The organism is Streptomyces sp. enrichment culture, from assembly GCF_964273145.1.
In the GTDB taxonomy this organism is placed as follows: domain Bacteria; phylum Actinomycetota; class Actinomycetes; order Streptomycetales; family Streptomycetaceae; genus Streptomyces.
This window is the reverse complement of record NZ_OZ186873.1, coordinates 5226287-5252600: the sequence shown is the minus strand read 5'-3', so window position 1 is coordinate 5252600 and position 26314 is coordinate 5226287. Positions and strand designations below refer to the sequence as shown.

The following is a 26314-nucleotide window of genomic DNA, read 5'->3' as shown; positions in this document are numbered from 1 at the left end:
GCTCCGTCCCGGGTCCGGCGCGTCCACCTCCCTCGACCCTCTAGGGCCATTAGGTTATTTTCTAGGAGCCCTAGGTTTCTGTTCCGGAGGTCGTCCCATGCCCCGCGCCGGGCTCACCGCCGACCGCCTCGTCGCGGCAGCCGCCGAACTCGCCGACGAGGCCGGCTTCGAGAACGTCACCCTGTCGGCGCTGGCGCGCCGCTTCGGGGTGAGGGACGCGAGCCTGTACGCGCACGTCAGGAATCTCCAGGACCTGCGCACCCGCCTGGCCCTGTTCGCGGGCGACGAGCTGATCGACCGCATCGCCGCCGCCGTGGCCGGGCGCGCCGGGAAGGAGGCGCTGGCCGCCTTCGCCGGCGCCTACCGGGAGTACGCGCTGACCCGGCCCGGGCGGTACGCGGCCACCCAGATCCGCGTCGACCGGGACCTCGCCGCCGCCTCCCCCGCCCTGCGCCGCACCGCCGAGATCACCTACGGCGTGCTCCGCGCCTACGGCCTGGAGGAACCCGACCTCACCGACGCCGTGCGCCTGCTGCGCAGCACCTTCCACGGCTACTGCGTCCTGGAGGCGGCCGGCGGCTTCGGCGCCGCCCGGGACGTCCAGGCGTCCTGGGACAAGGCGGTCGACGCCCTGCACATCACGCTGGAGAACTGGCCCCGCGAGGGGACGGACCACGACCGACCGGCCTGACCGGCACCGCGACCACTACGACGTCTCCGGCAGTGGTCCCGTCCCGCTCGTCGTCCCCGGCGGCGCGGGCCGCCCCACGGGGCTCGAGCGTCCGAGCGGCCGCAGCGGCGGCCGTCGCGCCGACCCCTGCGGTCACTTGCAGGAAAGTTGAGCTGCGTCGTATAAAAAATGACCGATCAACCCTCTTCTCACGGGTTTCGTGCTCACGTGCGTGCGCGTGCGCGCTCCGTGACGCGGTGCCCGTGTTCCTGATCTTGGCTGTTCTTGGCCTGTCTTGACTTGTCTTGGACTGTTGTGGCGGGAAGGTGATCGATGGGCGCGGGTTGGACGTTCGCCGGGGAGGCGACGCAGGGCGGCAGCGACGCGGTGACACTGATCGAGGGATCGTCGTTCTGCCTGTCCGAGCGGGGCGGGGACCTCGCGCCCGGCACCGCCCACGGACTGTTCCACCGTGACACCCGCATCCTGTCCGGCTGGCAGCTGCGGCTGGACGACGAGGAGGTCGACCCGCTCTCCGTCATAGCCGAGGAGCCTTACGAGGCCCTGTTCCTGGGCCGGGCCCGGCCGCGTCCCGGCCACAGCGAGGCCACCGTCCTGGTGGAGCGGCGCCGGTTCGTGGGCGCGGGCATGCGCGAGGACCTGGTGCTGCGCAACCTCGGCAACGAGGCCGCGGCCTGTGTGCTCACCCTGCGCGCCGAGGCCGACTTCGCCGACCTGTTCGAGGTCAAGGAGGGGCGGGTCGCGCCGCGCGGGCAGTACGGCGTCGACTACGGCGACGGGGTGCTGGCGATCAGCCGGCAGTGGCGCGGCGAGAGCCGGGGCGTGCGGATCGCCGCCGAGAACGCCATCTGCTCCCCCGGCCAGCTCACCTTCCGGGCGGTCGTGCCGCCGCGCGGCACCTGGCGGGCCTCCGTGCTGGTCACACCGGTGATCGACGGGGTGGAGACGCCGACGTCGTTCCCGCTGGAGCGGCCCGTGGAGCAGGCCGGCCCGTCGGTGCGCAACACCGAGTGGCGCGAGACCGGGCCGCGCGTGAAGGTGGGCGACGAGTCGCTCGCGCTCACCCTGCGCCGCAGCTGCCAGGACCTCGGCGCCCTGCGCATCTTCGACCCGGAGCACCCCGACACGCCCGTCGTCGCGGCCGGTGCCCCCTGGTTCATGGCGCTGTTCGGCCGTGACTCCCTGCTCACCGCGCTGATGGCGCTGCCCCTGGACCCGCAGCTCGCCCTCGGCACCGCGCAGACCCTCGCCCGCTACCAGGGCGTGAAGAGCGACCCGGTGACCGAGGAGGAGCCCGGCAAGATCCCGCACGAGCTGCGCTTCGGCGTCGAGGCCTCCCTCGCCCTGGGCGGCACCGTGTACTACGGCACCGTCGACGCCACCCCCCTGTTCGTGATGCTGCTCGGCGAACTGTGCCGCTGGGGCGTCGATCCGGACGCCGTACGGGAGCTGCTGCCGCACGCCGACCGGGCGCTGGAGTGGGTGGAGCGGTACGGCGACCGGGACGGCGACGGATTCGTGGAGTACCGGCGCTCCACCGACCGGGGCCTGGCCAACCAGGGCTGGAAGGACTCCTGGGACGGCGTCAACAGCGCCGACGGCCGGCTCGCCGAGCCGCCCATCGCCCTCGCCGAGGTGCAGGGGTACGTCTACGCCGCCTACCGGGCGCGGGCCCTGCTCGCCGAGCACACCGGCGATCCGTCCGGGGCGCAGAAGTGGCACGAGCGGGCACGGCTGCTGAAGGAGCGCTTCAACGAGGTGTTCTGGCTGCCCGAGCGCGGCTGGTACGCCGAGGCGCTGGACGGCGACAAGCGTCCCGTCGACGCGCTGGCCTCGAACATGGGCCACTGCCTGTGGACCGGCATCGTCGACGCCGACAAGGCGCCCGCCGTCGCCGAACTCCTGCTCTCGCCCGAGATGTTCAGCGGCTGGGGCGTGCGCACGCTGGCCACCACCATGGCCGCCTACAACCCGATGAGCTACCACAACGGCTCGGTGTGGCCGCACGACAGCGGCATCGTCGCCGCGGGCCTGCGGCGCTACGGCTTCACCGCCCACGCCCGCCGCGTCGCCGAGGCCGTCCTGGACGCCGCCGCGGCCTTCGGCGGGCGCCTGCCGGAGCTGCTGTGCGGCTTCGACCGCACCGAGTACGCCCAGCCGGTCCCCTACCCGGCGGCCTGCTCCCCGCAGGCCTGGGCCTCCGCCACCCCCCTGTACCTGCTGCGGGTGCTGCTCGGCGCCGAGGTGTGCGTGCCGCACGGCGTGCTCCGCCTCGACCCCGCGCTGCCGGCCCGCTACGGCGCGCTGCGGCTGACCGACGTGCCGGTGGGCGCCGCCCGGGTGGGCATGGCGGTGGGCCGCGACGGCGGCGTCCGCGTCACCGGCCTGCCGTCCGGGATGCGGCTGTCCGAGACGCCCTGCGCGTGCCCGGCGGTGGATCCGCCGCACCCCGGCTGACCTCAGACCTCCCCTCCCCCCGGAGCCCGCCGCGGCCGACGCCGCCCGCGGCCGGCCCCCCTTTGTCCCGTCGCCCCGCATCCGTCGCCCCCGCCTGCCCGCGTGTCCGGGCACGGCGGGCACGCGCCGGCGAGGCACCGCCGTGCCCGCGGGCGCGGGCGGCGACGGGCGACGACCGAACGAAAGGAGCTGCGTTGAGCAACCGGCCGCTTCGTATCGCCATGGTCGCGCCGCCGTGGTTCGAGCTCCCGCCCCGCGGCTACGGGGGCATCGAGGCGATGTGCGCCGACCTCACCGACGCGCTGGTGGCCCGCGGCCACGACGTCACCCTGATCGCGGCGGGCCGCAACGGCACCCGCGCCCAGCGCATGCTGCGCACCTACGACGTGCCGCAGGGCCCGCGCCTGGGCGAACCGCTGCCGGAGGTGTGGCACGCCGCCGCCACCGGCCGCCTCCTGGACGACCTCGACGTGGACGTCGTCCACGACCACACCCTGGCCGGGCCGCTGCTCGCCCGCGGCCGCGGCGTTCCGACGGTCGTCACCACGCACGGCCCGCTGGACGGCGAACCGGGCGACTACTACCGGCAGTTGGGCGACAGCGTGCACCTGGTGGCGATATCGGAGTCCCAGCGCTCCCAGGCCCCCGACCTGAACTGGGCGGGCACGGTGCACAACGCGCTGCGCGCCGGCGACTTCCCCTACCGGCGCGACAAGGAGGACTGGGTCTTCTTCCTGGGCCGCTGCACCCCCGACAAGGGCATGCACCTGGCCATCGACGCCGCCCTCGCCGCGGGCCGGGAGATCAAGCTGGCCGCCAAGTGCAGCGAGCCCGCCGAACACGCCTACTTCGAGGCCGAGATCAAGCCGCGTCTCGGCCCCGGTGTGGAGTGGCTCGGCGAGGTGACCGGCGAGCGCAAGAAGCGGCTGCTGGCGCGGGCGCGCTGCCTGCTGTTCCCGCTCCAGTGGGAGGAGCCGTTCGGCATGGTGATGATCGAGGCGATGGTGTGCGGCACCCCGGTGGTCACGCTGCGCCGCGGCTCGGTCCCGGAGGTCGTCGTCGACGGGGTGACCGGTCTGGTCCGCGAGCACGTCGCCGAACTGCCCGAGGCGATCGAGGCGGTGGGCTCGATCGACTCCCGCGACTGCCGCAACCACGTCATCGAGCACTTCCAGCCGGACACCATGGCGGCCGGGTACGAGGCGGTCTACCGCAGGGTGCTGGCCGCCACGCCGAGCCCGACCCCGCTGACCGGGACCGTCCCCACCCGCGAGGACATGGCTCCGGTCGCCTGAACCCGCCCCGCCGCCTCAGCCCCTGCCCAGCGCCCGGACCTCGGCGTACGTCGGTGCCGTCCCCTTCGGTTCCCGGCCCGCCCGGACGTCGGCCATCGCCTCGACGGCCGCGCCCAGCGCCCTGCGGTACAGCAGCGAACCGACGCTGACCCGGCGTACGCCGAGGCCGGTGAGGTGCGGCAGCGAGGGGCCGGCGGGCGAGTAGAGGATGTTGAGGGGGACGTCGAGGGCGTCCACCAGGGCGGCGATCCGGGCGGCGTCGGTGAGCCCGGGGACGAACACCCCGTCGGCGCCCGCCTCCTGGTAGGCGTCCAAGCGCCGCAGGGTCGCGTGGAGGTCCGCGTCGCCGTCGCCGAGCTAGAACGTGTCGGTGCGCGCGTTGACGAAGAGCCCCGGCACGGCCGACTTCACGGCGGCGATCTTCGCGGCGTGCCGGTGGAGGGATCCCGTGCCGTCCTCCAGGTTGATACCGGCGGCCCCGGCGGCCGCCAGCTCCCCCGCGAACGCGGCCACCCGGTCCGGGTCGTCGCTGAAACCGTCCTCGGCGTCGACGCTCAGCAGGAACGGCTCGCAGCCGAGGGCGAGGGCCAGCCGGAGGGTCTCCTCCCGGGTCGCCGAGGTCCCGTCGGGCACCCCCGCGGCGGCCGCGACACCCAGGCCGGTCGTGCCGATCGCGGGGAAGCCCCGGGCGGCGAGCAGACGCGCCGAGGCGTGGTCCCAGGCGTTGGGCAGCACCAGTGGATCACCGGCGCGGTGCAGGGCGGCGAAGCCGGTGGCCGCCGCGGTCGGGTCGTGCCGTGCGGAGTCGCTCATGTCCCGCACGGTACGGGACGGTCGCTTCGGCGCCGGCCGAACGGTCGGCGCCGCCGCGCCCCCACGGCTGACGTCGCGCTCGCGCGGTGTGCGCCCGGTGGCCCCCGGAAGGCCGACGGGGGCGGCCCCACCGTCACCGCGGAACCTCCCCGGCACGGTCGACGGCGGCCTTGGTGAGGACGGCGGAGGTGCCGAGCAGGGTTCCGGCCGGGCCCGCGTCACCGGACTCGATGAGCACGGTGCGTTCACCGAGGAACGCGTACGTGTTCCGGTCGAAGATCCACTGCGTCTGCCGGCCGTGTGCCGTGCGGGCGACGGCCACCCCCTCGCGTCCCGCGGCGTCGCGGGCCGCGCGGACCACCGTCACTCCTGGGATTTTCGCGGCGGCCCGGTACAGCGCGGCGCTGACCCGCGGCGGCGCCCACGTCTCGGCCAGCAGCCCGCCGATCGCGGTGAAGGCCTGCTGGTCCGGGTCCCGGCCCTCGCCGGTCTCCTTCCGGATCAGCTCCAGCAGGACGTCGGGGTCGGTCGGCAGCGACGCGACGTACGCGTGGGTCGGGTCGCCGATCGAGGGACCGTCGTCGTGGAGAGTGCCCGGGCGGGGCGTCGCCCCCGGTCCGTCGAGGGTGTGGACCGGCGCTTCGGCGTCGAGGCGGCTGTCGGGCCGGCCCTCCTCGCGGAGCAGGCCGGGGCGGCTGCCGTCGGCGGACAGCCACACCTGCCGCCGGTGCACGGGTACCAGGGAGACGGGGCCCCCCGCGGCGTTCTGCCCGGCGTAGGCGACCCTGCTCTCGACGTAGACGAACTGGTCGGCGCGGACCGCCGGCCGCTCCTGCGCGGCGGCGGCGAGCGCGATGCGGTCGAGGAGCCGCGCCGCCTCGGGCACGTCGGGGGCGGCGGTCCCCCTGACCCCCGCGGTGCCGCGTCCGGCGGTGTCCTGGAGGTTCACCACCACGATGCCGCCGACCGCCACGGCGCAGGCGAGGGCCGGAGCCAGCACCCGGACCAGCCGCCGCGGGTGCGCCGCGCGAGCGGTGCGGCCCGCGGACGGTTCGGTGAGGGCGGCCTCGCGCAGCAGCCTCTCCTTCAGGAGCAGTTCGCGGTCGGGGGCGAGGTCGGGCACCGGCGGCGGGGGCAGCAGGCCGGTGAGGTCGAGGCGTTCGCCTTCCTCGGACGGGCGGGGGGAACGGCGCCGCGGGCTGAGGTTCATCCGTGGTTCTCCTGGTCGACGGCCGGGCCGCGGGAGCGCGGCCCGGTACGGGTGAGTCGGGGGCGGCCCAGGGAGCCCGGCCCTTCGGCCCGTTGCCGCTCGGCTCCCGCCCGGGTGGTCTGCGGGTGTGCGGCGCGGGCCTCGCGCCCGGTCAGCTCGCGCAGTCGGGTACGGGCGCGGGACAGGCGCGACCGCACGGTGCCGACCGGTACGCCGAGCGCCTCGGCCGCGGCCGCGTAGTCCAGGCCCGCCCACACCACGAGGGTGAACACCTCCCGGTCGCGGCTCCGCAGACGGGCCAGCGCGGCGTGTGCGGCGCGCAGGTGCTCGGTGTCCGCCAGGTTCCCGACGAGGTCGTCGGCGAAGTCCGGGACCGAGCCGCGTTCCGGGACGCGGGCGAGCGCCATGTCGCGGCGCCGGCGTGCGCGGGCGTTGCGGCGCATGACGTTGGTGGCGATGCCCAGCAGCCACGGGCGCAGGCCGTCCCCCTCGGGGCGCAGCCCCTCCCGGCCGCGCCACGCCTCCAGGAAGGTCGCCGAGACGACGTCCTCCGCCTCCGCCCAGTCGCCCGTCACACGCAACGCGTAGCGGTACAGGACCCTGGCGTGTTCGTCGTACAGCTCCGCCAGGGCCTCGGGGTCTCCGCGACGGAAGCGATTCCTCATGACTGATTCCACGTTCCGCTCTGCCCCGCCCGCCCCTCCGGTTCCGGTGACGTGCACCACACCGCGCCCGGGCCACCACCCACCCCTAGCGCGTGACGTGGATCACAGGAACTCCGGTGCCCGGTGGCGCAGTACAGGTCATGACCACTTCCTCTGTTCCTTCCGTGTCCCGCCGGGGCGTCCTGCGGACCCTGGCGCTCGCCGCCCTGCTCGGTGGCATGACGCCGGTGTGCCAGCCCGCGGCCTTTGCCGCCGAGCAGGAGACGTTCACCCTCACGATCAGGCACCTGGACCGCACCGGCCGCCCGACGGCCGACTACCGCACCCACGTCACCGGGTTCTCCGGCCCGGGAGCCGACCGGGCCACCGAGCCGTACGACGAGTCCGGCACGACCACCGTGCGCCTGCCCCGGGGCCGGTACATGCTGGACAGCACCATCGAGGGGACCGGCACGGACTTCCTCGTCCAGCCCCGCCTCGACCTCGACCGCGACACCACCGTCACCGTCGACGCGCGGACCACCGCCCCCGTCGACGTACGGCCCCCCGACAGCTCCGCGCACTTCGCGCACAGCGGCATGTTCGTCGAGGTCACCCACGACGGCGTCAGCCGGCTGGCCAACATCGTCAGTGCCGGCACGAACCTGCGCGTCGCGCACCTGGGCCCCGAGGCCGAACCCGGCTCGGTCAAGCAGTGGTTCGACGCGTACTGGACGACCGACACCGGCGGCTACGCACTCGGCCAGACCTTCACCGGCACCCGCGCCCTGACGGGGCTCACCCGGCGGTACGCCAAGGAGGAGCTGGCGACCCTGCGGATCGGGGGCGCGGCGCGACCGGGCACCACGGGGACCGCCACCCTCGACCTGCAGCCGACCTCCGGGCCGACCGTCGGCATCACCGGGACCCTGACCGCCCCCGGTACCGCGACCTACCTCGTGACCCCGGAACGCGGCACCTGGGACGTCGCCTACGAGACCCGCGGCGCGTCGGGGTCGGTGCTGAACCGCTACACCGCCGACGGAATCGCGCCGCGGGCCGGTACCACGACCACCCACACCTTCGACAACGCCGTCTTCGGCCCCTCCCTCGCCGGCCGCCCCGGCGTCGAACGCGACGGCGACCGGCTCACCGTGGACGTCCCGCTGCTCGCCGACGGCGACGGCCACGTGCCCTCGTCACCGTCGTACGACTCGGCCACCACCACGCTGTTCCGCGACGGTGTGCTCGTCGGCACCCGGTCCGGCGCACCCGGCCAGGCCGAGTTCACCGTCCCGTCGGAGCGTGCGACGTACCGCCTGACCACTACGGTCCACCGCAAGGGCGCGACCGGCGCCACCACCCGCGTCACCGCGTCGTGGGCCTTCGCCTCCGGCACGACCACCGGCCCGGCGCCCGTGCCGGTGAGTACCGTGCGCTTCTCGCCCGGACTCGGCCTCACCGGCACCGCGGTGGCGGGCACGACCGTCCGCGTCCCGGTCACCGTGGAGGGCGCGGCGGCGGGCGGACGCCTCCGCTCGCTGCGGGTCTGGGCCTCCACCGACGGCGGCTCCTCGTGGGCCCCGCTCCCGGTCGACGACGGCGCGGTGACCCTCCACAACCCGCCGGCGGGCACCGGCGTCTCCCTGCGCGCGGAGCTGACCGACACCGACGGGAACACCCTGCGGCAGACGATCATCGACGCCTACCGCACCGCGTGAACCCGGCCGCCTGCCGGCCGCGCCCCGAGCGGCGCGGCCGGCGGGCACCGGGCGGCGGCGCGCGGCCGCGCCCCAGGACCTGCGCCCCGATGCCCTACAGGCGCTGGCAGCTGTAGAGCAGCAGCAGGAGGACCGCGGTTCCGACCAGGCTGACCAGCAGCGATCCGAGGCATCCGAGGCGGCTGGAGAAGAAGGCGAACATGTGTCCATGTGACCACGGGCCGCAGGCCCCAGCCACCCGAGGCCGACCGGGAAAGCCCCTTTGGCCCGGTGCGCGCGACGGGGGCGGGACCACCGGTTCCCGCGGTGGCCGGACCGGTCCGCGTGCGGCGGTGCGAGATGTCGCGGCACCCGCCGGGTGAGGCGGCGGGGGGCCTCGGGCGGGAAGGGCTCCGGCTGCCCGAGGACCCCGGTGGCGGTGGCCTCGGAACGGCGGTCACCGCCGTCTCCGTCCGGCAGGTGGTTTTCCTCCCGCACGGATATCGGGCGCCGATGAGCGGGTACCTGTGGGCAGCCCGTGTCCCCCTCCCACTGGAAGAGGCCGCCTGTGAGTGACCGGATCGCCGACGTCTGGGGTGCCCGCACACCGCACGCCAGGGACACGCCCTGGCCGGTGCGGGTCGACACCCATCTCGACGCCTCCGTGGCCGAGGACGAGGTGGACCGGTGGGTGCAGTCGGCGTGCGTGCTGTGCAGCAACGGCTGCGGCTGCGACATCGCGGTCAAGGACGGCCGCATGGTCGGCGTCCGGGGGCGTGCGGCCGACACCGTCAACCACGGCAGGCTGGGTCCCAAGGGCCTGTACGGGTCGTGGCAGTGGAGCCGTACCGACCGGCTCACCCGCCCGCTGGTGCGCGACCGGAGCGGTGAGCTGGTCGAGAGCGACTGGGACACGGCGATGGGCCGCATCGTCGAGCGGTCCCGGCAGTTGCTGGCGACCGACGCCGGGGCGCTCAGCCACGCCTTCTACACCTCGGGGCAGCTCTTCCTGGAGGAGTACTACACCCTCGCCGTGATCGGGAAGGCCGGGCTGGGCACGCCGCACATGGACGGCAACACCCGCCTGTGCACGGCGACCGCGGCGGCCGCGCTGAAGGAGAGCTTCGGCTCGGACGGGCAACCCGGCAGCTACAGCGACATCGAGGCCACCGACGCCGTGTTCCTGTTCGGGCACAACATGGCCGAGACCCAGACCGTGCTGTGGATGCGCGTCCTGGACCGCGTCCACGGTCCGAACCCGCCGCGGATCGTCGCCGTCGACCCCCGCACCACCAAGGTCGCCGAGGCCGCGCGGGCCACCGGCGGGGTGCACCTGGCACCGCTGCCGGGCACCAACCAGGCGCTGATGAACGCCCTGGTCCGCGAGGTCGTCCGCAACGGCTGGCTGGACGAGGAGTACATCGCGGCGCACACCCTCGGCTTCGACGAGCTGAAGGCCACCGTCGAGCCCTACACCCCCGAGCACGCGGCCGGCATCTGCCGGGTCCCGGCCGACGACATCCGCCGGGCGGCGGAGATCTTCGGCACCTCCGAGCGCGTGCTGTCCACGGTGCTGCAGGGGTTCTTCCAGTCCCACCAGGCCACCGCCGCCGCCTGCGCGGTGAACAACCTGCACCTGCTACGGGGGATGCTGGGGCGCCCCGGGTGCGGGATCCTGCAGATGAACGGCCAGCCCACCGCCCAGAACACCCGCGAGTGCGGCGCCGACGGGGACCTGCCGGGCTTTCGCAACTGGGACAACCCCGAACACGTCCGGCAGCTGGCGCGGTTGTGGAACGTGGATCCGATGACCATTCCGCACTGGGCGCCGCCGACCCACGCGATGCAGATCTGGCGCTACTGCGAGCAGGGCTCGATCGGCCTGCTGTGGATCTCCGGCACCAACCCGGCCGTCTCCCTGCCGGAACTGCCCCGCATCCGCAAGATCCTCCGGCAGGAGAACCTCTTCACCGTCGTGCAGGACGGCTTCCTCACCGAGACCGCCCGCTACGCCGACGTCGTCCTGCCGGCCGCCCTGTGGGGCGAGAAGCAGGGTACCTTCACCAACGTCAACCGCACCGTGCACCTGTCGGAGAAGGCCGTCGAGCCGCCCGGCCAGGCCCGCAGCGACCTGGACATCTGGCTGGACTACGCCCGGCGCATGGACTTCCCCGACAAGGACGGCGCCCCGCTGATCAAGTGGTCGACCCCGGAAGAGGCCTTCGAGGCGTGGAAGGAGTGCACCCGCGGCCGCCTGGTGGACTACACGGGCCTGAGCTACGACAAGCTGCGCGGCGGCAGCGGCATCCCCTGGCCCGTGAACGAGGAGGCGCCCGAGGGCACCGACCGCCTGTACGCGGACGCGCACTTCCCCACCCACCCGGACGTCTGCGAGACGTACGGCCACGACCTGCTCACCGGCGGGGTGCTCAGCGCGCGGGAATACCGTGCCAAGAACCCCGACGGCCGCGCGTTCCTCAAGGCCGCCCCCTACGTCCCGCCGCCGGAGAGCCCCCGGGAGGACTACCCGTTCGTCCTGACCACCGGCCGCACCGTCTACCACTTCCACACCCGCACCAAGACCGGGCGCTCCCGCCAGCTCCGTCGTGCGGCCCCCGGAGTGTGGGTGGAGCTGTCCGCCGGCGACGCGGCACGGCTGGGAGTGGGCGAGGGCGATGTGGTGCGGGTGGAGTCGCCTCGTGGGGCGATGCAGGCCCCGGCGCGGATCGGACGCGGCCGGGACGGGGTGGTGTTCGCCCCGTTCCACTACGGCTACTGGGACCGGCCCGGTACCGACGGGTCGTCGCCCGGCGACGACCCGCGCGCCGCGAACGAACTGACGATCACCGAGTGGGACCCGGTCTCCAAGCAGCCGCTGTACAAGATCGGGGCGGTCAGGGTCACGAGGATCGCCGATGCCACCGGCCCCTCCCCCGCCCCGACCACCACGGCCTCCGCGCCCGCCGACCCCGACGGCGTCCCGCCCACCGTCGGTGGTCCGGACGCCGACGTGCACGAACGCTTGAACGCCGGTGAACCGCCGGAACCCGCCCCGGCGCCGGAGGCATCGGCCGGGCAACCGGGCTCCGGCGGGACCACGGCGTCCGCCACCGGCACGGAGGACTGATCCATGCACCTCGCCACCTACGTCGGTCTGCAGCACACCGCGTCGCGCACCCTGGCCGACGCCTTCCGCCGGGTCGCCGACGGCCACGCCGCCGAACCGGACGTGCACGGCCTCTGCCACACCCTCGCCCGCATGAGCGATGCGCACGTCGACCGGCTCGCGCCCCTCGCCGACCGCTACGGCGAGCAGCGCGAGGACGAACCCGAGCGGCTGTACGCCGACCAGCTGCCCGCAACCCGCTCCGGCGGCGTCGGCCTCCTGCGCGACCTGCAGGACCTCTACACCCTCGCCTCCTTCGTCGACATCACCTGGACCGTCCTGGGCCAGGCGGCCCAGGGAACGCGCGACCGCGAACTGCTGGACGTGGTGGAGACCTGCGAGGCCGACACCCGACGCCAGCTGAGGTGGCTGAACACCCGCATCAAGCAGGCCGCGCCCCAGGCCCTCATCGCCTCCTAGCACCGCGCCGGTGCACGGCGCGACGGACCGCCGGCCGGGCCGCCACCCCGGCCACGGGCAGGGACCTTGCCGGGGTGGCGTGGGCCGGTGGACCGAGCCGGCTTCCCCCCGGCACCGGCGCTCACAGCGGCCGGGGCTCGTGCGCCTGCGCGCCGGGGGGAATCAGGTGCTGGGCGACGAGCGCGTCGCGGACCAGCTCCGCGTAGGCGGTGGCGCCCCGGAGGGAGGTGTGGGTGTTGTCGCGCTTCTCGTCCGTCAGGTACAGCGCCTTGGAGCCCTCGACGCCGAGGGACTCCACGAGCGCCTTGGTCCGCGCGGTCAGGTCGATCAGCGGCACGTCCAGGGACCGGGCGACCGAGCGGATGACCGCCGGATGGTCGACGCCGAGGCCGTTGACCAGCAGCGCGGTGCCGTTGTCCAGGGTTCCGTCGGCGTTGAACCAGCGCCGCACCACCGGCGTCACCAGCACCGGCCGCCCGCCCCGCTCCCGGGCGCCCGCGACCAGTGCCTGAAGGTTCGCCCGGTAGGTCCGCTCGTCGGTAGTCTTGTCGTTGTGGGCGAGCTGGATCAGCACCAGGTCACCGGGGCGGATCCGCGCCCGCACGGTGTCCCACAGGCGCGGGTCGGCCAGGTAACTCACCGTGCTCTCACCGGAGTCGGCGTGATTGGCCACCGACAGTCCCTTGCGCAGGTAGCGCGGCAGTTGCTGGCCCCAGCCTGTGTACGGCTCGCCCGGCTGGTCGCAGACGGTCGAGTCGCCCACGAGGAGGATCTGGCGGGCGTGCCGGGCCGGGGTGACGCGGATGCCGGCGAGCGCGGGCGCCGCACCTCCGACGACCAGGTCCAGGCCGGGCGTGCCGGCGGCCCCGGTGGGCTCGCCCTCGGGTGTGCGGACGTCCACGGTGAAGCCGCGGGTGACCCGCTCGCCGGCCGGGCCCTCCGTCTGCGCCAGCAGCGACCGCCGGGTCTCACCGGTGATCGCGGTGGCGGACGCGGTCTCGCCGCCGAGCAGCACCGTCACGTCGTACGTCCCCGGCGGCACGTCGAAGTGGCAGACGCCGCCGGTGCAGTGCTCGATGCCGAGGGGCCGGGGCGGCGCCTGACCGGCCCGGGCCGGCCCGGCGGACAGGACGGTGCCCAGCACGACCAGCGCCGACACCGCACCGGCCCGCAGGCGTGCGGACGCCGTGTTCATCTCACGCGCTCCCCGCGGCTGTGTCCGCCACCGGAATGCCGAAGTCCGGGGTGCCGTCGGGCTTCCAGCCCAGTCTCTGCACCCGGGTGTGCCGGTTGGGGTCGTGCAGCGGGTCGCCCTCGATCTCCTTGTACTGGCGCGCGTGGTAGACGAGGACGTCGGTGCGGCCGTCCTCGGCGACCGTGAAGCTGTTGTGGCCGGGGCCGTACTGCTTGGTGGTGTCGTTGCTGGTGAAGACGGGCACCGGCGACTTCGACCAGTTGGCCGGGTCCATGAGGTCGGCGTCCGCGTCGACGGTCAGCAGGCCCATGCAGTAGTTGGCGTCGGTGGCGCTGGCCGAGTACGTCATGAACAGCCGCCCGTTGCGGGCGATCACCGAGGCGCCCTCGTTCACCTTGAACCCGACGCACTCCCAGTCGTACTCCGGTGTGGACAGCCGCACCTGAGGCCCGGTCAGGGTCCACGGGTTCGCCATCCGGGACAGCCACAGGGCGGTGTTGTTGTCCATGCCGGGCTCGTGCTGGGCCCAGGCCAGGTAGCGGCTGCCCCGGTGGGTGAAGGTGGTGGCGTCCAGGGAGAAGGTCTCCCACGCCGTCTTGATCTGCCCCTTCTCCACCCAGGTCCCCCGGAACGGGTCGGGGTGGGCGTTCTCCAGGACCCACATGCGGATCGCCCACACGTCGTGGGAGGGCGCGGCGGCGAAGTAGACGTACCACTTGCCGCCGATGCGGTGGATCTCCGGAGCCCAGATGTGCGCGGCCATCTCGCCGGTGGGGTGCGCGCGCCAGATTACGGACTCGGCGGCGGTCGCGAGGCCGTTCAGGGTGCGGGAGCGGCGCAGGACGATGCGGTCGTACTCCGGGACGGTCGCCGTGTAGTAGTAGAAGCCGTCGGAGTGGCGGTGGATGTGCGGGTCGGCCCGGTTGCGGACGAGCGGGTTCACGTACGGGGCCGGTTTCGGGCGCCGGGCGGACACCTCGTCGGGAGCGGCGGCGTGCGCGGCGCCGGGGGCGGCGGCCAGGGCGCCCGCGGCCAGGGCGACGCCCTTCAGGACGAGTCGGCGATTGGGGGCGGCGTCGGGCAGGTCGTCGGCGCGGCTCATGCGGGCGGCCTCTCGCGAGAAGCGCAGTTCGTTCGACATGTCGAACTGCATCTGTGATAGCGAACGCCGAAAAGGTAAGGGCGAGCCGTCGGGAGGTCAACGGGGCGGACGAGAAAAGAGACAGCGCTTTCCGCTCCCCTCACCGCCACCCCTTTCGGTTAGCGTCGTGGCATGACCAGCGACAACGGCGTCCCGCGGCCCGCCCCCTCCCTCGCCGAGGCGCTCGCCACGCGCGCGGTCGTCCTCGACGGCGGCATGTCCAACCAGCTGGAGTCCGCCGGGCACGACCTGAGCGACGCGCTGTGGTCGGCCCGGCTGCTCGCCGACCACCCGGAGGCGATCGTCGCGGCCCACCTCGCCTACTACGAGGCGGGCGCGGACGTCGCGATCACGGCGAGCTACCAGGCCACCTTCGACGGCTTCGCCCGCCGGGGCATCGGCCCCGGGAAGGCGGCCGGGCTCATGGCCCTGAGCGTGGAACTGGCCCGCGAGGCGGCACGGCGGGCCCGGACGTCCCGCCCGCTGTGGGTGGCGGCCTCGGCGGGACCGTACGGGGCGATGCTCGCCGACGGCTCCGAGTACCGGGGCCGCTACGGCCTCACCGTCGCCGAGCTGGAGCGCTTCCACCGGCCCCGCCTGGAGGTCCTGGCCGCCGCCCGCCCCGACGTCCTCGCCCTGGAGACGGTCCCCGACACCGACGAGGCGGCGGCCCTGCTGCGCGCGGTGCGCGGCCTCGGCGTACCGGCCTGGCTGTCGTACACCGTCACCGGCGACCGCACCCGCGCCGGACAGCCCCTGGAGGAGGCGTTCGCCCTGGCCGCCGAGGCGGACGAGGTGATCGCGGTCGGCGTGAACTGCTGCGCGCCCGAGGACGTGCCCGGCGCCGTCGGGACCGCCGCCCGGGTCACCGGCAAGCCGGTCCTCGCCTACCCCAACAGCGGCGAGTCCTGGGACGCCGGGGCCCGCGCCTGGGACGGCCGCCCCACGTTCGGCGCCGAGCGGGTGACGGGCTGGTACGCGGCCGGGGCCCGGCTGATCGGCGGCTGCTGCCGGGTGGGGCCGGAGGCGATCACGGCTATCGCGGGGGCGTTGAGGGGGGCCGGCCTGACCTGAACCCTGGGGATGGGAATCGGGACAGGGATCGGTAGAGGTCGCTGATCGCGCAGGCGGTGTCCGGCTGCCCACCACCACGGAAGAACGGGATGAGCGTCACTGTGTGTGGTCACGCCCGTCCCGCGGGGCGAAGGCTTCGAGGGCGTCCGCGTCGGTCGCGCGTGCGTGCAGGAAGTAGTCGGCCCACTCGGTGATTCCGGGGTAGGACGAGTCTTGGGCGACCCGGCTGATGCCGGCCTCGATGTCGAAGTCCGTGGTCCGCAGTTCGACGCCCGGGCCCAGGAGGGCCCAGTGTGCTCCGGCCCTTCCGTAGGACATGCCGATGCTGCCGGGGTTGATCACGAGGCGGCCGTGGGCCAGGCGGACGAACGGCATGTGGGTGTGGCCGCAGACCACGGTGCGAACGTCGATCAGGTCCCGCCGCGCGGTGCCGGGCTTCATCCGCTCGGCGTCGCTCGCCACGAGGGGCCGTATCCGTACCGTCAGCAGGAGGGGCAGGGACAGCGCGATGAGCGGTCCGGCGACGGTGAGGGCGGCCGCAGGTCCACCGAGTCCCATGTCCAGGCCGCCGACCGGCGGGCCCGCCTCGACGCGGTGACCGCCCGCAACCCGGACATCGAGGGCGTGAAGGTCGCGAGCAACCACGGCGCGATCCTCAAGAAGGATTTCCGCGCCATCACCGAGACCGTACGCGAGGACGCCAGCCTTCGACCGCGACGCCCATGGACAGCGCACCCCGTCGAACGCCGCGTCACCGAGCCGGAGCGGTGGCGCGGCCCCGCCCCACCCCCACGGCGAAACGTGGGAGACGGCCCGGTCCGGTGTGTTGTATTCATGTCCGATGACCACTTCCCGGTTTTCCGTCCGCCGCGTCACCGAGCAGGAGTTCGTGCCCTGGGCACGCATGATCGCCGACACCTACGGCATGGACCGCTCGGAGGAGGAGCTGGCCGACCAGCGGGCCGCGACGGACCTCGCCCGCACCCTGGCCGTGTTCGACGGGGGCGAGCCGGTCGCCGGAGCCTCCGTCTACAGCCGCACGCTGACCGTGCCCGGGGGTGCCCTGCCCGTGGCGGGGATCGCCTCCGTGGGCGTGGCCCCGACACATCGCCGCCGCGGCATCCTCACCTCGATGATGCGCGCCCAGCTGACCGACCTGCACGAGCAACGGCGCGAGCCGGTCGCCGCGCTCCGCCCCTCGGAGGCCGGCATCTACGGACGGTACGGCTACGGCCCGGCGACCCTCGGCAACCGGATGCGCTGCGACCGGCGCGCCATGCGGTTCCGCCCCGACACCGACTTCGGCGAAGGGACCGTCCGGCTGCGGCACCCCGCCCAGGCCCGCCCCGTCCTGGAGGAGATCTACGACCGGGTCCGCACCGCTACGGTCGGCTGGCCCGACCGGCAGGCGCCGCACTGGGCGGTGCGCCTCGCCGACTACCCGCACCGGCGCGGTACGGCGACCTCGCTGCGGGCCGCGGTGCACCAGGAGCGCGACGGACGCGCCACCGGCTACGCGCTCTACCGGTACGGCTCCGCACCGGACGGGCCCGGCGGCACCGCCGGGGTGGTGGAGGTGGTGGAGCTGGCGGCGTGCTCGCGCCAGTCCTATGCGGCGTTGTGGCGCTTCCTCGCCGGCATCGACCTGATGACCTGGATCGACTACGAAGGGGCCGTGGACGAACCGTTGCCGCACCTGCTCGTCGAGCCGCGAGCGGTTCAGGCCGCGCCGGTGGACCGTCTGTGGTTGCGGCCGGCCGACGTGGACCGGGCGTTGGCCGGTCGGGGTTACAGCCTTCCGCTGGACCTCGTGCTGGACGTGCGGGACGACTTCTGCCCGTGGAACAGCGGGCGCCACCGGCTGCAGGCGGAAGCGGGGAAGGCCGTCTGCGCGCCCACGACCGCTCCGGCCGACCTACGGCTGTCGGCGGCGGAACTCGGCGCCGTCTTCCTCGGCGGCACCTCGCTGACCGCCCTCGGCGCCGCCGGCCTCGTTGAGGAACTACGGCGTGGCGCGCTCTCCCTCGCCTCGGCGGCCTTCCGCGGCGAACGCGAACCCTGGTACCCCGGCGGCTGGGCCTTCCCCCTCTACTGAGACAGCCCTTCGGACACCGCTGAGCGCGAGCGGCCCCGGGACCGGGACGTCACCGGGGTCCGCTCGCGAACTCGCACCGGACGGTTCTCCCGGGGTCCCGCTCCCCCACGCCCCACTCGTCCGCCAGCTCCGACACCGGCAGCAGCCCTCGCCCGCCCTCGGCCGGCTCCCTGCCCTTGTCGCCGGCCCGCCCGGAACCCCGACCCCGGCGCCCCTGATGCCCCTGTCGGCCCTGCCGGGGTCCCCGGCGCCCACAGGGCCGCCTCCCGGCCCCGGGGGGCCGGGCTCCGCACGCGGCACCCCGTGGGGCGTGGCGGCCACCGGGCCGGTGGCCGCGGGGTCCGTCCGGTCCCCTGCCGTCATGGGCCGCCGGCCCTCTGCCACGCTCGTACACCGTTCATGCCGGAGCAGCACGCCGCCCGGATGTATTCCTGTCCGTACCGGTGCGGGAAGCGGTCGGCCCCTTACATTAGGAAGCGCTTTCTACACCTTTCAGCCTTCCATCCAGGCCCTCGGGCGGGCCGGAGAGGTGGTTGTCCGATGGTCCGTACGGCGGGGAGGGCGAGGGCGGCCACCGGGCCGACCCTGGCGGTGGTGGCCCGCGAGGCGGGGGTGTCGGTGCCGACGGCGTCGAAGGTGGTCAACGGCCGTGAGGACGTCGCGCCGGAGACCCGCCGCCGGGTGACGGAGGTGCTGGACCGCCTGGGGTACGTCCGCAGACCCCGCTTCGACGCGGCGCGGGCGTCCGGGCTGGTCGACCTGGTGCTGTGCTCCCTGGAGAGTTCCTGGTCGGGTGCGGTGCTGCGCGGGGTGGAGGCGGCGGCGTACGACGCGGGCCTGGAGGTGGTGGTCTCGGCGGCCCCGGAGCCGTCCCGGGAGGGCGGGCCGGGTCGTGACCGGCTGGCCCGGCTCGCCGCGCGCGGTTCGGCGGGCGCGCTCCTGGCGCTGGCCGAACCGAGCGCGTCGCAGTACGCCTGGCTGGAGCGGCACCGCATCCCGTTCGTGATGATCGACCCTGCCGTGGAACCGCCGCCGGGGGTGGTGTCGGTGGGAGCCGCCGACCGGCAGGGCGGGGCGACGGCGGCCGGGCACCTGCTGTCGCTGGGCCACGAGCGGATCGCCGTCATCGCCGGCCACCGACCCGGACCGTCCGACGACGCCCGGCTCGCGGGCTGCCGCGCGGCGCTCGCCGCGGCGGGCGTGCCCCACCGCCCCGAGTACGTCCGGCACGCCGCCGACCGGGCCGCGGCCCGTCACCGCATGCGGGAGCTGCTCGACCTGCCGGCGCCGCCGACGGCCGTCTTCGTCTGCTCGGACCCGATGGCGCTCGGGGTGTACGAGGCGGTGGCGGAACGGGGCCTGCGCGTGCCCGGCGACGTGAGCGTGGTCGGCTTCGGCGACCTGCCCGAGGCACGCTGGGCCGCCCCGGCACTGACCACGGTCCGCCGTCCCCTGGCGGAGACGGCGGCCACCGCCCTGCGCCTGCTGCTGCGCCTGAGGGACGGCGACCGCCCGGAGAGCGACCGCACGGAGTTGCCGACCCGTCTGGTGGAACGCGCGAGCACGGCGCCGCCGGGGAGGAGTTGACGGAGTCGCGCGGGTGGCGCCGCCGCGGTCCGCGCGCGGTGCGGCGTCCCGGGTGTTCTTCGCCACAGCAGTGGTGCAAAGCATGCCTGTGGAGGTGGGGCGATATGGCCCACGGATACACCGATTTGCGGTGACTGGCCGTCCGGAAAAGTCGGTTACCGGCTCCGGCACCGGAGAGCCACTGCCTCACACAGGCAGCTCTATGATCGTTAAAGCATTTCTCCCTCTCCGCGCCTCCAGCTTGTTCCCAGCGGTCCTTGGCGACCGCGAACACACCCGGCTCAGCGGGGCCCGCGCGCAGAGACACGTACCAAGAGAGGTGAACACCATGGCCTTCGGACTGTTCCGACGCCGGCGTTCCAACGGCCCCGATGCCGTGTCGGCCCTGTCGATCCCCCTGCCGTCCGGCGCGGGGGCGTTCGCCTGCGAGGTCGTCGACCCCACGGGGCAGCCCATGGGCGGAGCGGAGGTCACGGTCACCGAGCTGGGCAGCCACCGCGTCGCCGCCCGCGGCACGACCGACCCGTACGGCTTCTTCACGGCGACGCTGCCCCCGGGTTCCTACAGCGTGCGGACCATGGCCGAGGGCCTGTCGCCCTCCCGCGAGACGGTGGAGATAGCCGCCGGTGTGGCCCCTCCGCCCGCGCGCGTCATGCTGCAGCCCGCCCCGCAGCAGGAGCTCCCGCCGCCCGGCACCTGGCTGTTCGACCCGCCGCACACCGCCATCCGCTTCATCGCCAAGCACGTGGGCATGGCCCATGTCCACGGCCGCTTCACCCGCTTCGACGGCTCCATCCGCGTCGCGCCGACCATGGCGGACTCCCAGGTCTCGGTGCGCATCGACGCCGCCAGCATCACCACGGGCAACAAGACCCGTGACAACCACCTGCGTTCCGCCGACTTCCTCGACGTCGAGCGCTACCCGTACATCGACTTCACCAGCAAGCGGTTCGTCTACCAGGGCGGCTCCAAGTGGACCCTGCAGGGCACGCTGACCATGCACGGCACCAGCCGCTCCGTCAACCTCGACACCACGTACCTCGGTACGGTCAACGGCGGTTACGACCAGGAACTGCGCTGCGCGGCCCTGGCCAAGACGGAGCTGCACCGTGAGGACTTCACCCTGAACTGGCGCTCCATGCTGGCCCGCGGCATCGCGGTCGTCGGGCCGACCGTCCAGCTGGAGCTGGACGTCCAGGCGATGTACCACACCCACGACACGCCCACGCCGCCGGAGTAGGCGGGCCGGCGGGCGGCTTCACCGGTGCCGCTCCGGCCCCGCCGCCCACGCGATCCCCCCGCCCAGGTGGGCGCGGAAGGCGGGGTCCTCGTACGCGTCGGCGGCATGGCCCAGCGCCGTGTAGAAGACCCGGCCCGCGCCCTGCTCCCGGCACCACGCCAGCGGGTGGTCGCCGCCCATGCCGCCGCCCTCGTAGGACGACTCGTCGGCGGCGGCCAGGACGTGCACCGAGCCGCGCGGGTTGGTGCGGAAGTCGTACCACTCGTCGGTGAACTCCCAGACCGCGGGCAGGTGCCGGGTGGCCGGGTGGTCACGGTCCTCGATCCGGACGCGGCCGGGCTGGTGGGCGGGGTGGCGGGCGAAGCGGGCGCCGAGCAGCTCGCCGTAGTACGGCCACGTGTACTCGGTGCAGGCCGCCGCGTGCACGCCGGCGAAGCCGCCGCCCCCCTCGACGTACGCCGCGAGCCGGGTCCGTCCGGCGGGGGTGAGCACCTCGCCGCTGGTGGAGAGGAAGACGACCGCGGCGTACCGGTCCAGCGATGCCTCCAGTGCCGCCGGGTCCTCGGTGTGGTCGACCTCGAAGGCGCCGAGCGTCCGCAGGGCGGCGACGGCGGCCGGGATGGAGTCGTGGCGGTAGTCGGTGGTGCGGGTGAAGACGAGCAGCCGGGGTGCCATCAGCCGCCCGCCTCCACGTCGTTGAGGGGCGCCCCGTCGCCGAAGGAGGGCAGGTCGCCGCGTTCCACCGGGGGCTCGGTGCCCGCGAGGCGGGGGGCCGGCAGGAGGGTGGCCGCCTCGGCGGCGCCGGGGCGGCGGACCGCCCGGGCCGCGGCGCGCAGGACGTCGCGGGGCACGGCGTCCGCCTCGCCCCACACCCGCACCACGTACCCGTCCCCGGGCCGGGCGTACTCGTGCCCTCCCGCGCCGGTGCGGTACCACAGGCCGCCTTCGCGCATGCACCTCGTCCGCTCCCCGGACGTGTCGCCGACGGGCTGCCGGGGACAGGTGTCCGCGTCGATCGAGCCCCGCTCGACGGAGAGGCGGAACCGGGCGCCGCTCCCGTGCGCGACGTAGGTGGCGGAGAAACCGTCGTCGCCGAGCACGCCGACGGACTGCCGGGCCAGGGTGTAGCCGGCGGCCTCGGTGACGTGGACGAGTTCCGGTGCCACGCCGAGCGCGCGGGCGCGGGCGTCCAGTCCGCCGTGACCGGCCGGGTCCGTCGGGTTCGCCCGGTCCGCCGAGCCCGCGGTCCCGGCGGCCCCGGCGGAGGGGGTGCCCGCCGCTTCGGGGCCCGCCTCCTGCGTGCCGCAAGCCGTGAGCAGTACGAGGGCCGGCAGCAGCGACAGCGGCAGCAGACGCGTGAGACGAGTCATGCGGCCATCTTGTCGTACGAAGGTTCCCGGCGGGAGCCGGTGAGCCATGTGTCCGATTCCTTCAAGACCGGCGCCGCACGCCCCGCCTACGGTTCCCCCATGACCGCACGATTCGACGCCATCGGCCTGGTCGTCTCCGACATGGCCGCTTCCGTGACCTTCTACCGCCGCCTCGGCTTCGGCTTCCCGGAGGGCAGCGAGACCGCGCCGCACGCCGAGGCCGGGTTGCCGGGCGGGGTCCGGCTGCTGCTCGACACCGAGGACACCGTCCGTTCCTTCCACCCCGGGTGGCGGCCGCCGGCCGGTGGCGGCCGGCACTCGCTCGCGCTGCTGTGCGACACGCCCCAGGAGGTGGACGCGCTGTACGAGGAGCTGACCGGAGCCGGGTACCGGGGCGAGCTCAAGCCGTGGGACGCCGTCTGGGGCCAGCGGTACGCCGTCGTGAACGACCCGGACGGCAACGGCGTCGACCTGTTCGCGCCGCTACCGCAGTAGGCGCGTCGGGGGCAGGCCGGTCAGCTCCCGGACGTCGCGGGTCAGATGGGCCTGGTCGGCGAAACCGGCCCGGGCGGCGGTCTCCGCCAGCGGTACGCCGTCCCGGGCCAGCGCCAGCGCGCGCCGCAGGCGCAGCACCCGGGCCAGCGTCTTGGGGCCGTAACCGAAGGCGGCCAGGGAGCGACGGTGCAGCAGGCGGGCGCCGATGCCGAGCGCCTCGGCGGTCTCGGCGACCGAGCGGCCCGCGGCGAGGGCGGCCACGATCCGGCGCGGGAGCGGGTCGAGGGGACCGGTGCGGGCCGCCAGGTCCAGCGCGAGGTGCTCCAGGGCGCCCGCCGGGTCGGCGGCGGCGTTCACCCGGGCGGCCAGGCGCCGCACCCGGGCGGCGGGCCACAGGTCGGCGAGGTCGACGCGCCGGTCGCGCAGTTCGTGCGCGGGCACCCCGAGGAGGGCGGGCGCGGTGCCGGGGTGGAAGCGGACGCCCGCCCAGCGGCCGGGCACGCCCTCGACGACGTGCGCACGGGTGTCCGGCCCCGCGACCAGCAGCCGCCCCTCGTGCCACAGCAGGTCCATGCAGCCGTCGGGCAGGACGCGCACGGCGCCGGTCCCGGAGGGGGCGTTCGTCCACACCACCGCGCCGGTCAGCCGGGACGCCCGCTCGGTGTACACGGCCCCAGACTACGCCGGGGGCCACCGGGGCGATCCCCGCTCCCGGCGCGGGGCCGGCGGGGTCAGGGGTCCTCCGGCTTCTGCGGTGGCACGCTCTTCGCGGCGGCCCGCAGCCGGGCGGTGACGTCCTCCGGCGGCAGGAAGCGGGACCAGCGTTCGGGGAACTCGGAGGGCATGTCGGGGCCGGCGGCGCCGCTGGCGGCGGCGCGGGCCACGTACTCGGCGACCTGCGCCTGGCGCAGCCGCTCGTTGGCCTCGCGGGCGGCGGCCGTGGCGGCGGCCGGCCAGACCCGGTCGATCGCGGCGTTGACCGCGGCCCCGACGAGCACGGCGAACGCGGACACGCCGATCCACAGCAGCACGGCGACGGGCGCGGCCAGCGAGCCGTAGATGGTGGGGCCCTCGACGGTGCTGGTGAGGTAGATGCGCAGCAGGAAGCTGCCGAGCACCCACATCGCGAGGGCGACCAGCGCGCCGGGCACGTCCTCGATCCACGGGGAGCGGACCGGCACGGACACGTGGTACAGCGTCGTCAGGAACACGATCGACAGGACTATGACGACGGGCCAGTACAGCACCTGTACGACGGTCGCCGACCACGGCACGACCCGCACCACCGCGTCCGGCCCGGCCACCATCAGCGGCAGCGCCACCGAGCCGATCAGCAGGGCCACGACGAACAGGGCGAACGCCAGCAGCCGCGTCCTGACGATGCCCCGGACGCCGTCGAGGCCGTACATCACGGTGATGGTGTCGATGAAGACGTTCACCGCGCGCGAACCCGACCAGAGCGCGAACAGGAAGCCGAGGGAGATCACGTCCACCCGGCCGCCCTTCATCACGTCGTCCAGGATCGGCTCCGCGATCTCGTTCACGCCCCGGTCGGACAGGACCGTCCGGGAGGCGTCGAGGAGGTTGGTCCTCAGGCTCTGGATGGTGTCCGCGCCGGTCCACATGTCGACGTAGCCGAGCAGCCCGATGATGCTGAGCAGCAGCGGCGGCACGGACAGCAGCGTGAAGAAGGCGGCCTCGGCGGCCAGTCCCAGGATGCGGTACTCCATGCAGGAGTTGACGGTGTCCTTGAGCAGCAGCCAGGCGGTCCTGCGTTTGGAGACGTTCCGGTAGAGGGCACGGGCCCGGTGGAGCCGGCCGGAGGGCTGCTCGGGGATTTCACTTGCTGGCTGCACGTGCTAACGGTATCCGCCGCGCATGACTGTCCCCACCTGCGGACCGCACCGGAACGGAGCAATCCCTTCCGGTAGCCGGACGCACTCCCCTCGCGGGTGCGGGCGCGGTAGGTTCGCAGACATGGCAGGCATGGCAGACGCGGCGGGCAGGGCAGGCGGGACAGGCGCGGCGGCGGACGCCGCGGCGGGCACGGCACCCGCGGCGGGCGCCGCGGGCGGCGGCACCCACCGCGTGACGAACCAGGCGCCGCCGCTCGTCGGCTACGACGTCTTCACCGCCGACCGGGCCCTGAGGGAGGCCGTGGAGCGGCACCTGGCGCCGGGGCTGCGCGACGAGGCACTCGCGGAGCTGTCGGGGCTGGGCCGAAGCTGCGGCTCCGCGCAGGTGCAGGAGTGGGGCGCCCAGGCCAACGAGAACCCGCCGAAGCTGCGCACCCACGACCGCTACGGCCACCGGATCGACGAGGTCGACTTCCACCCCGCCTGGCACCGGCTGCTCGGCAAGGGCGTCGCGGCGGGCCTGACCGCGGCCTGGGACCGGCCCGGCGGGCACGTGCGGCGCGCGGCGGCCTTCCTGATGTGGACGCAGGTCGAGGCCGGCAACGGCTGTCCCCTGTCGATGACCCACGCGGCGGTGCCCGCGCTGCGCACCGACCCGGCCCTGGCCGAGGAGTGGGTGCCCCGGCTGACCTCCACGGTCTACGACCGCGAGCTCAGGCCCGCGCACCTGAAGGCCGGGGCGCTGTTCGGGATGGGCATGACCGAGAAGCAGGGCGGCAGCGACGTCCGCGCCAACGCCACGGCCGCCCGGCCGCTGGCCGAGGACGGCACCTACGAGCTGACCGGCCACAAGTGGTTCTGCTCGGCGCCGATGTCGGACGGCTTCCTGGTGCTGGCGCAGGCACCCGGAGGGCTGACCTGCTTCCTCGTGCCGCGCGTGCTGGCGGACGGCACCCGCAACGTGTTCCTGATCCAGCGGCTGAAGGACAAGCTCGGCAACCGGTCCAACGCCTCCGCCGAGGTCGAGTTCGCCGGGACCTGGGCCCGCCGGGTCGGGGAGGAGGGACAGGGGGTGCAGACCATCATCGGGATGGTCGCCGCGACCCGGCTGGACTGCGTGCTCGGCTCGGCGGGGCTGATGCGGCAGGCCGTGGCGCAGGCCGTCCACCACTGCGCCCACCGTGAGGCGTTCGGCGGCCGGCTGATCGACAAGCCGCTGATGCGCAACGTCCTGGCCGACCTCGCCGTGGAGTCGGAGGCGGCCACCACGCTCGCGCTGCGGCTGGCGGCGGCGTACGACGCCGGCGAGGGCGGCGACGAGCAGGAGCGGGCGCTGCTGCGGATCGCGGTGCCGGCGGCCAAGTACTGGGTGACCAAGCGGTGCGCGCCGGTGGCGGTCGAGGCGGCCGAGTGCCTGGGCGGCAACGGGTACGTCGAGGAGTCCGGGATGCCCCGGCTGGTGCGGGAGTCGCCGCTGAACTCGATCTGGGAGGGCGCGGGCAACGTCCAGGCGCTGGACGTGCTGCGGGCACTCGGGCGGCAGCCGCAGGCGCTGGACGCCTACCTGACGGAGGTGGGCCGGGCGCGCGGCGCCGATCACCGGCTGGACGGAGCGATCAAGAACCTGCTGACCGAGCTGTCCGACCTCCAGGCCGCGGAGGGCCGGGCGCGGCGGCTCGTGGAGCGGCTGGCACTGGTGCTCCAGGGGTGGCTGCTGGTGCGGTACGCGCCGCCGGAGGTCGCCGACGCGTTCTGCGCCGCGCGGCTGGGCGGTGACGGGGGCGCCTCGTTCGGCACGCTGCCGGCCACGCTGGACCTGGCGTCGGTGGTGGAGCGGGCGCGGCCCGTCCCCTGAGGGCCGGGGC

General features: G+C 74.5%; 20 protein-coding genes and 3 pseudogenes. 12 read left to right on the top strand and 11 right to left on the bottom strand.

The window, feature by feature from the left end:
• The first annotated feature begins 97 nt into the window (after positions 1–97).
• From ACSU6Z_RS23630 to ACSU6Z_RS23620, 3 genes are all read left to right on the top strand, one after another.
• Positions 98–691, top strand: coding sequence for a TetR/AcrR family transcriptional regulator (locus ACSU6Z_RS23630; RefSeq protein ID WP_437048507.1), 594 nt, complete (start codon positions 98–100; stop codon positions 689–691).
• Between the two features lie 312 nt (positions 692–1003).
• Positions 1004–3148 carry an amylo-alpha-1,6-glucosidase gene (locus ACSU6Z_RS23625; protein WP_437048505.1) on the top strand — a complete coding sequence of 715 codons (2145 nt, stop codon included), beginning with the start codon at positions 1004–1006 and terminating at the stop codon, positions 3146–3148.
• 194 nt (positions 3149–3342) lie between these two features.
• Positions 3343–4443, top strand: a complete 1101-nt coding sequence (locus ACSU6Z_RS23620; RefSeq protein WP_437048503.1) for a glycosyltransferase family 4 protein — start codon at positions 3343–3345, stop codon at positions 4441–4443.
• 15 nt (positions 4444–4458) lie between these two features.
• Here the strand turns inward: ACSU6Z_RS23620 and ACSU6Z_RS23615 are convergent.
• The 3 genes and pseudogenes from ACSU6Z_RS23615 to ACSU6Z_RS23605 all read right to left on the bottom strand — a co-directional run bounded on the left by ACSU6Z_RS23615 (position 4459) and on the right by ACSU6Z_RS23605 (position 7131).
• Positions 4459–5256: pseudogene (locus tag ACSU6Z_RS23615) on the bottom strand (isocitrate lyase/PEP mutase family protein).
• Between the two features lie 133 nt (positions 5257–5389).
• On the bottom strand, positions 5390–6466 hold the full coding sequence (locus tag ACSU6Z_RS23610; RefSeq protein WP_437048501.1) for a CU044_5270 family protein: 1077 nt from the start codon (positions 6464–6466) through the stop codon (positions 5390–5392).
• A complete protein-coding gene (locus ACSU6Z_RS23605; RefSeq protein WP_437048499.1) occupies positions 6463–7131 on the bottom strand; it encodes an RNA polymerase sigma factor in 669 nt (222 codons plus the stop codon). Before ACSU6Z_RS23605 ends, ACSU6Z_RS23610 begins: the two co-directional genes overlap by 4 nt.
• A 140-nt stretch (positions 7132–7271) precedes the next feature.
• Here ACSU6Z_RS23605 and ACSU6Z_RS23600 point away from each other — a divergent pair, with 140 nt between their 5' ends.
• The 3 genes from ACSU6Z_RS23600 to ACSU6Z_RS23590 all read left to right on the top strand — a co-directional run bounded on the left by ACSU6Z_RS23600 (position 7272) and on the right by ACSU6Z_RS23590 (position 12396).
• Positions 7272–8831, top strand: a complete 1560-nt coding sequence (locus tag ACSU6Z_RS23600) for a serine protease (protein WP_437048497.1) — start codon at positions 7272–7274, stop codon at positions 8829–8831.
• A gap of 547 nt (positions 8832–9378) precedes the next feature.
• On the top strand, positions 9379–11937 hold the full coding sequence (locus tag ACSU6Z_RS23595; protein ID WP_437048495.1) for a molybdopterin oxidoreductase family protein: 2559 nt from the start codon (positions 9379–9381) through the stop codon (positions 11935–11937).
• A 3-nt stretch (positions 11938–11940) separates the two neighbouring features.
• A complete protein-coding gene (locus ACSU6Z_RS23590) occupies positions 11941–12396 on the top strand; it encodes a hypothetical protein (RefSeq protein WP_437048493.1) in 456 nt (151 codons plus the stop codon).
• 121 nt (positions 12397–12517) lie between these two features.
• Here the strand turns inward: ACSU6Z_RS23590 and ACSU6Z_RS23585 are convergent, their stop codons facing one another.
• Together ACSU6Z_RS23585 and ACSU6Z_RS23580 are read right to left on the bottom strand one after the other, a co-directional pair.
• Entirely contained in the window at positions 12518–13591 is a 1074-nt protein-coding gene (locus ACSU6Z_RS23585) for a rhamnogalacturonan acetylesterase (RefSeq protein WP_437048491.1), read from the bottom strand.
• Between the two features lies 1 nt (position 13592).
• The gene (locus ACSU6Z_RS23580) at positions 13593–14693 is read right to left on the bottom strand and encodes a glycoside hydrolase family 43 protein (RefSeq protein ID WP_437050448.1); all 1101 of its coding nucleotides are present in this window, start codon (positions 14691–14693) and stop codon (positions 13593–13595) included.
• Positions 14694–14864: 171 nt separating this feature from the next.
• Here ACSU6Z_RS23580 and mmuM point away from each other — a divergent pair, with 171 nt between their 5' ends.
• Positions 14865–15806 (top strand): homocysteine S-methyltransferase, encoded by a 942-nt coding sequence (gene mmuM, locus ACSU6Z_RS23575; RefSeq protein ID WP_437048489.1) that lies wholly within the window; start codon positions 14865–14867, stop codon positions 15804–15806.
• Between the two features lie 96 nt (positions 15807–15902).
• On the opposite strand, the pseudogene ACSU6Z_RS23570 reads toward mmuM, so the two are convergent.
• Positions 15903–16214 (bottom strand): annotated as a pseudogene (locus ACSU6Z_RS23570) (metallophosphoesterase family protein); the annotation flags it as partial.
• Positions 16212–16391: pseudogene (locus tag ACSU6Z_RS23565) on the bottom strand (MFS transporter); the annotation flags it as partial. The pseudogenes ACSU6Z_RS23565 and ACSU6Z_RS23570, both read right to left, overlap by 3 nt.
• A gap of 256 nt (positions 16392–16647) precedes the next feature.
• Between ACSU6Z_RS23565 and ACSU6Z_RS23560 the strand changes: the two are divergent.
• The 3 genes from ACSU6Z_RS23560 to ACSU6Z_RS23550 all read left to right on the top strand — a co-directional run bounded on the left by ACSU6Z_RS23560 (position 16648) and on the right by ACSU6Z_RS23550 (position 20728).
• Positions 16648–17901, top strand: coding sequence for a GNAT family N-acetyltransferase (locus ACSU6Z_RS23560; RefSeq protein ID WP_437048487.1), 1254 nt, complete (start codon positions 16648–16650; stop codon positions 17899–17901).
• Positions 17902–18441: 540 nt separating this feature from the next.
• Positions 18442–19488 (top strand): LacI family DNA-binding transcriptional regulator, encoded by a 1047-nt coding sequence (locus ACSU6Z_RS23555; RefSeq protein ID WP_437048485.1) that lies wholly within the window; start codon positions 18442–18444, stop codon positions 19486–19488.
• Between the two features lie 328 nt (positions 19489–19816).
• Positions 19817–20728: a YceI family protein gene (locus ACSU6Z_RS23550; protein ID WP_437048483.1), complete on the top strand. Its 912-nt coding sequence runs from the start codon at positions 19817–19819 to the stop codon at positions 20726–20728.
• An 18-nt stretch (positions 20729–20746) separates the two neighbouring features.
• Here the strand turns inward: ACSU6Z_RS23550 and ACSU6Z_RS23545 are convergent, their stop codons facing one another.
• On the bottom strand, positions 20747–21403 hold the full coding sequence (locus ACSU6Z_RS23545) for a ThuA domain-containing protein (RefSeq protein WP_437048481.1): 657 nt from the start codon (positions 21401–21403) through the stop codon (positions 20747–20749).
• Positions 21403–22098, bottom strand: a complete 696-nt coding sequence (locus tag ACSU6Z_RS23540; protein WP_437048480.1) for a hypothetical protein — start codon at positions 22096–22098, stop codon at positions 21403–21405. The genes ACSU6Z_RS23545 and ACSU6Z_RS23540 overlap by 1 nt, the downstream gene beginning before the upstream one ends.
• Before the next feature lie 99 nt (positions 22099–22197).
• Between ACSU6Z_RS23540 and ACSU6Z_RS23535 the strand changes: the two genes are divergently transcribed.
• Positions 22198–22593, top strand: coding sequence for a VOC family protein (locus tag ACSU6Z_RS23535; RefSeq protein WP_437048479.1), 396 nt, complete (start codon positions 22198–22200; stop codon positions 22591–22593).
• On the opposite strand, the gene ACSU6Z_RS23530 is transcribed toward ACSU6Z_RS23535, so the two are convergent.
• On the bottom strand, positions 22582–23262 hold the full coding sequence (locus tag ACSU6Z_RS23530) for a helix-turn-helix domain-containing protein (protein WP_437048477.1): 681 nt from the start codon (positions 23260–23262) through the stop codon (positions 22582–22584). The two genes, ACSU6Z_RS23535 and ACSU6Z_RS23530, sit on opposite strands and share 12 nt — an antisense overlap.
• A 62-nt stretch (positions 23263–23324) precedes the next feature.
• The gene (locus tag ACSU6Z_RS23525) at positions 23325–24449 is read right to left on the bottom strand and encodes a YihY/virulence factor BrkB family protein (RefSeq protein WP_437048475.1); all 1125 of its coding nucleotides are present in this window, start codon (positions 24447–24449) and stop codon (positions 23325–23327) included.
• 121 nt (positions 24450–24570) lie between these two features.
• On the opposite strand from ACSU6Z_RS23525, the gene ACSU6Z_RS23520 reads away from it, so the two are divergent.
• Positions 24571–26304 carry an acyl-CoA dehydrogenase family protein gene (locus ACSU6Z_RS23520; protein ID WP_437048473.1) on the top strand — a complete coding sequence of 578 codons (1734 nt, stop codon included), beginning with the start codon at positions 24571–24573 and terminating at the stop codon, positions 26302–26304.
• Positions 26305–26314 lie beyond the last annotated feature (10 nt).

What these genes read in the sequence shown, in the direction of transcription:
- ACSU6Z_RS23600 (WP_437048497.1), top strand. Translation starts at nt 7,272, where the DNA reads ATGACCACTTCCTCTGTTCCTTCCGTGTCCCGCCGGGGCGTCCTGCGG.
- ACSU6Z_RS23555 (WP_437048485.1), top strand. Translation starts at nt 18,442, where the DNA reads ATGGTCCGTACGGCGGGGAGGGCGAGGGCGGCCACCGGGCCGACCCTG.
- ACSU6Z_RS23610 (WP_437048501.1), bottom strand. Translation starts at nt 6,466, where the DNA reads ATGAACCTCAGCCCGCGGCGCCGTTCCCCCCGCCCGTCCGAGGAAGGC.
- ACSU6Z_RS23545 (WP_437048481.1), bottom strand. Translation starts at nt 21,403, where the DNA reads ATGGCACCCCGGCTGCTCGTCTTCACCCGCACCACCGACTACCGCCAC.
- ACSU6Z_RS23630 (WP_437048507.1), top strand. Translation starts at nt 98, where the DNA reads ATGCCCCGCGCCGGGCTCACCGCCGACCGCCTCGTCGCGGCAGCCGCC.
- ACSU6Z_RS23590 (WP_437048493.1), top strand. Translation starts at nt 11,941, where the DNA reads ATGCACCTCGCCACCTACGTCGGTCTGCAGCACACCGCGTCGCGCACC.
- ACSU6Z_RS23585 (WP_437048491.1), bottom strand. Translation starts at nt 13,591, where the DNA reads ATGAACACGGCGTCCGCACGCCTGCGGGCCGGTGCGGTGTCGGCGCTG.
- ACSU6Z_RS23625 (WP_437048505.1), top strand. Translation starts at nt 1,004, where the DNA reads ATGGGCGCGGGTTGGACGTTCGCCGGGGAGGCGACGCAGGGCGGCAGC.
- ACSU6Z_RS23520 (WP_437048473.1), top strand. Translation starts at nt 24,571, where the DNA reads ATGGCAGGCATGGCAGACGCGGCGGGCAGGGCAGGCGGGACAGGCGCG.
- mmuM (WP_437048489.1), top strand. Translation starts at nt 14,865, where the DNA reads ATGACCAGCGACAACGGCGTCCCGCGGCCCGCCCCCTCCCTCGCCGAG.
- ACSU6Z_RS23540 (WP_437048480.1), bottom strand. Translation starts at nt 22,098, where the DNA reads ATGACTCGTCTCACGCGTCTGCTGCCGCTGTCGCTGCTGCCGGCCCTC.
- ACSU6Z_RS23605 (WP_437048499.1), bottom strand. Translation starts at nt 7,131, where the DNA reads ATGAGGAATCGCTTCCGTCGCGGAGACCCCGAGGCCCTGGCGGAGCTG.
- ACSU6Z_RS23560 (WP_437048487.1), top strand. Translation starts at nt 16,648, where the DNA reads ATGACCACTTCCCGGTTTTCCGTCCGCCGCGTCACCGAGCAGGAGTTC.
- ACSU6Z_RS23550 (WP_437048483.1), top strand. Translation starts at nt 19,817, where the DNA reads ATGGCCTTCGGACTGTTCCGACGCCGGCGTTCCAACGGCCCCGATGCC.
- ACSU6Z_RS23580 (WP_437050448.1), bottom strand. Translation starts at nt 14,693, where the DNA reads ATGAGCCGCGCCGACGACCTGCCCGACGCCGCCCCCAATCGCCGACTC.
- ACSU6Z_RS23535 (WP_437048479.1), top strand. Translation starts at nt 22,198, where the DNA reads ATGACCGCACGATTCGACGCCATCGGCCTGGTCGTCTCCGACATGGCC.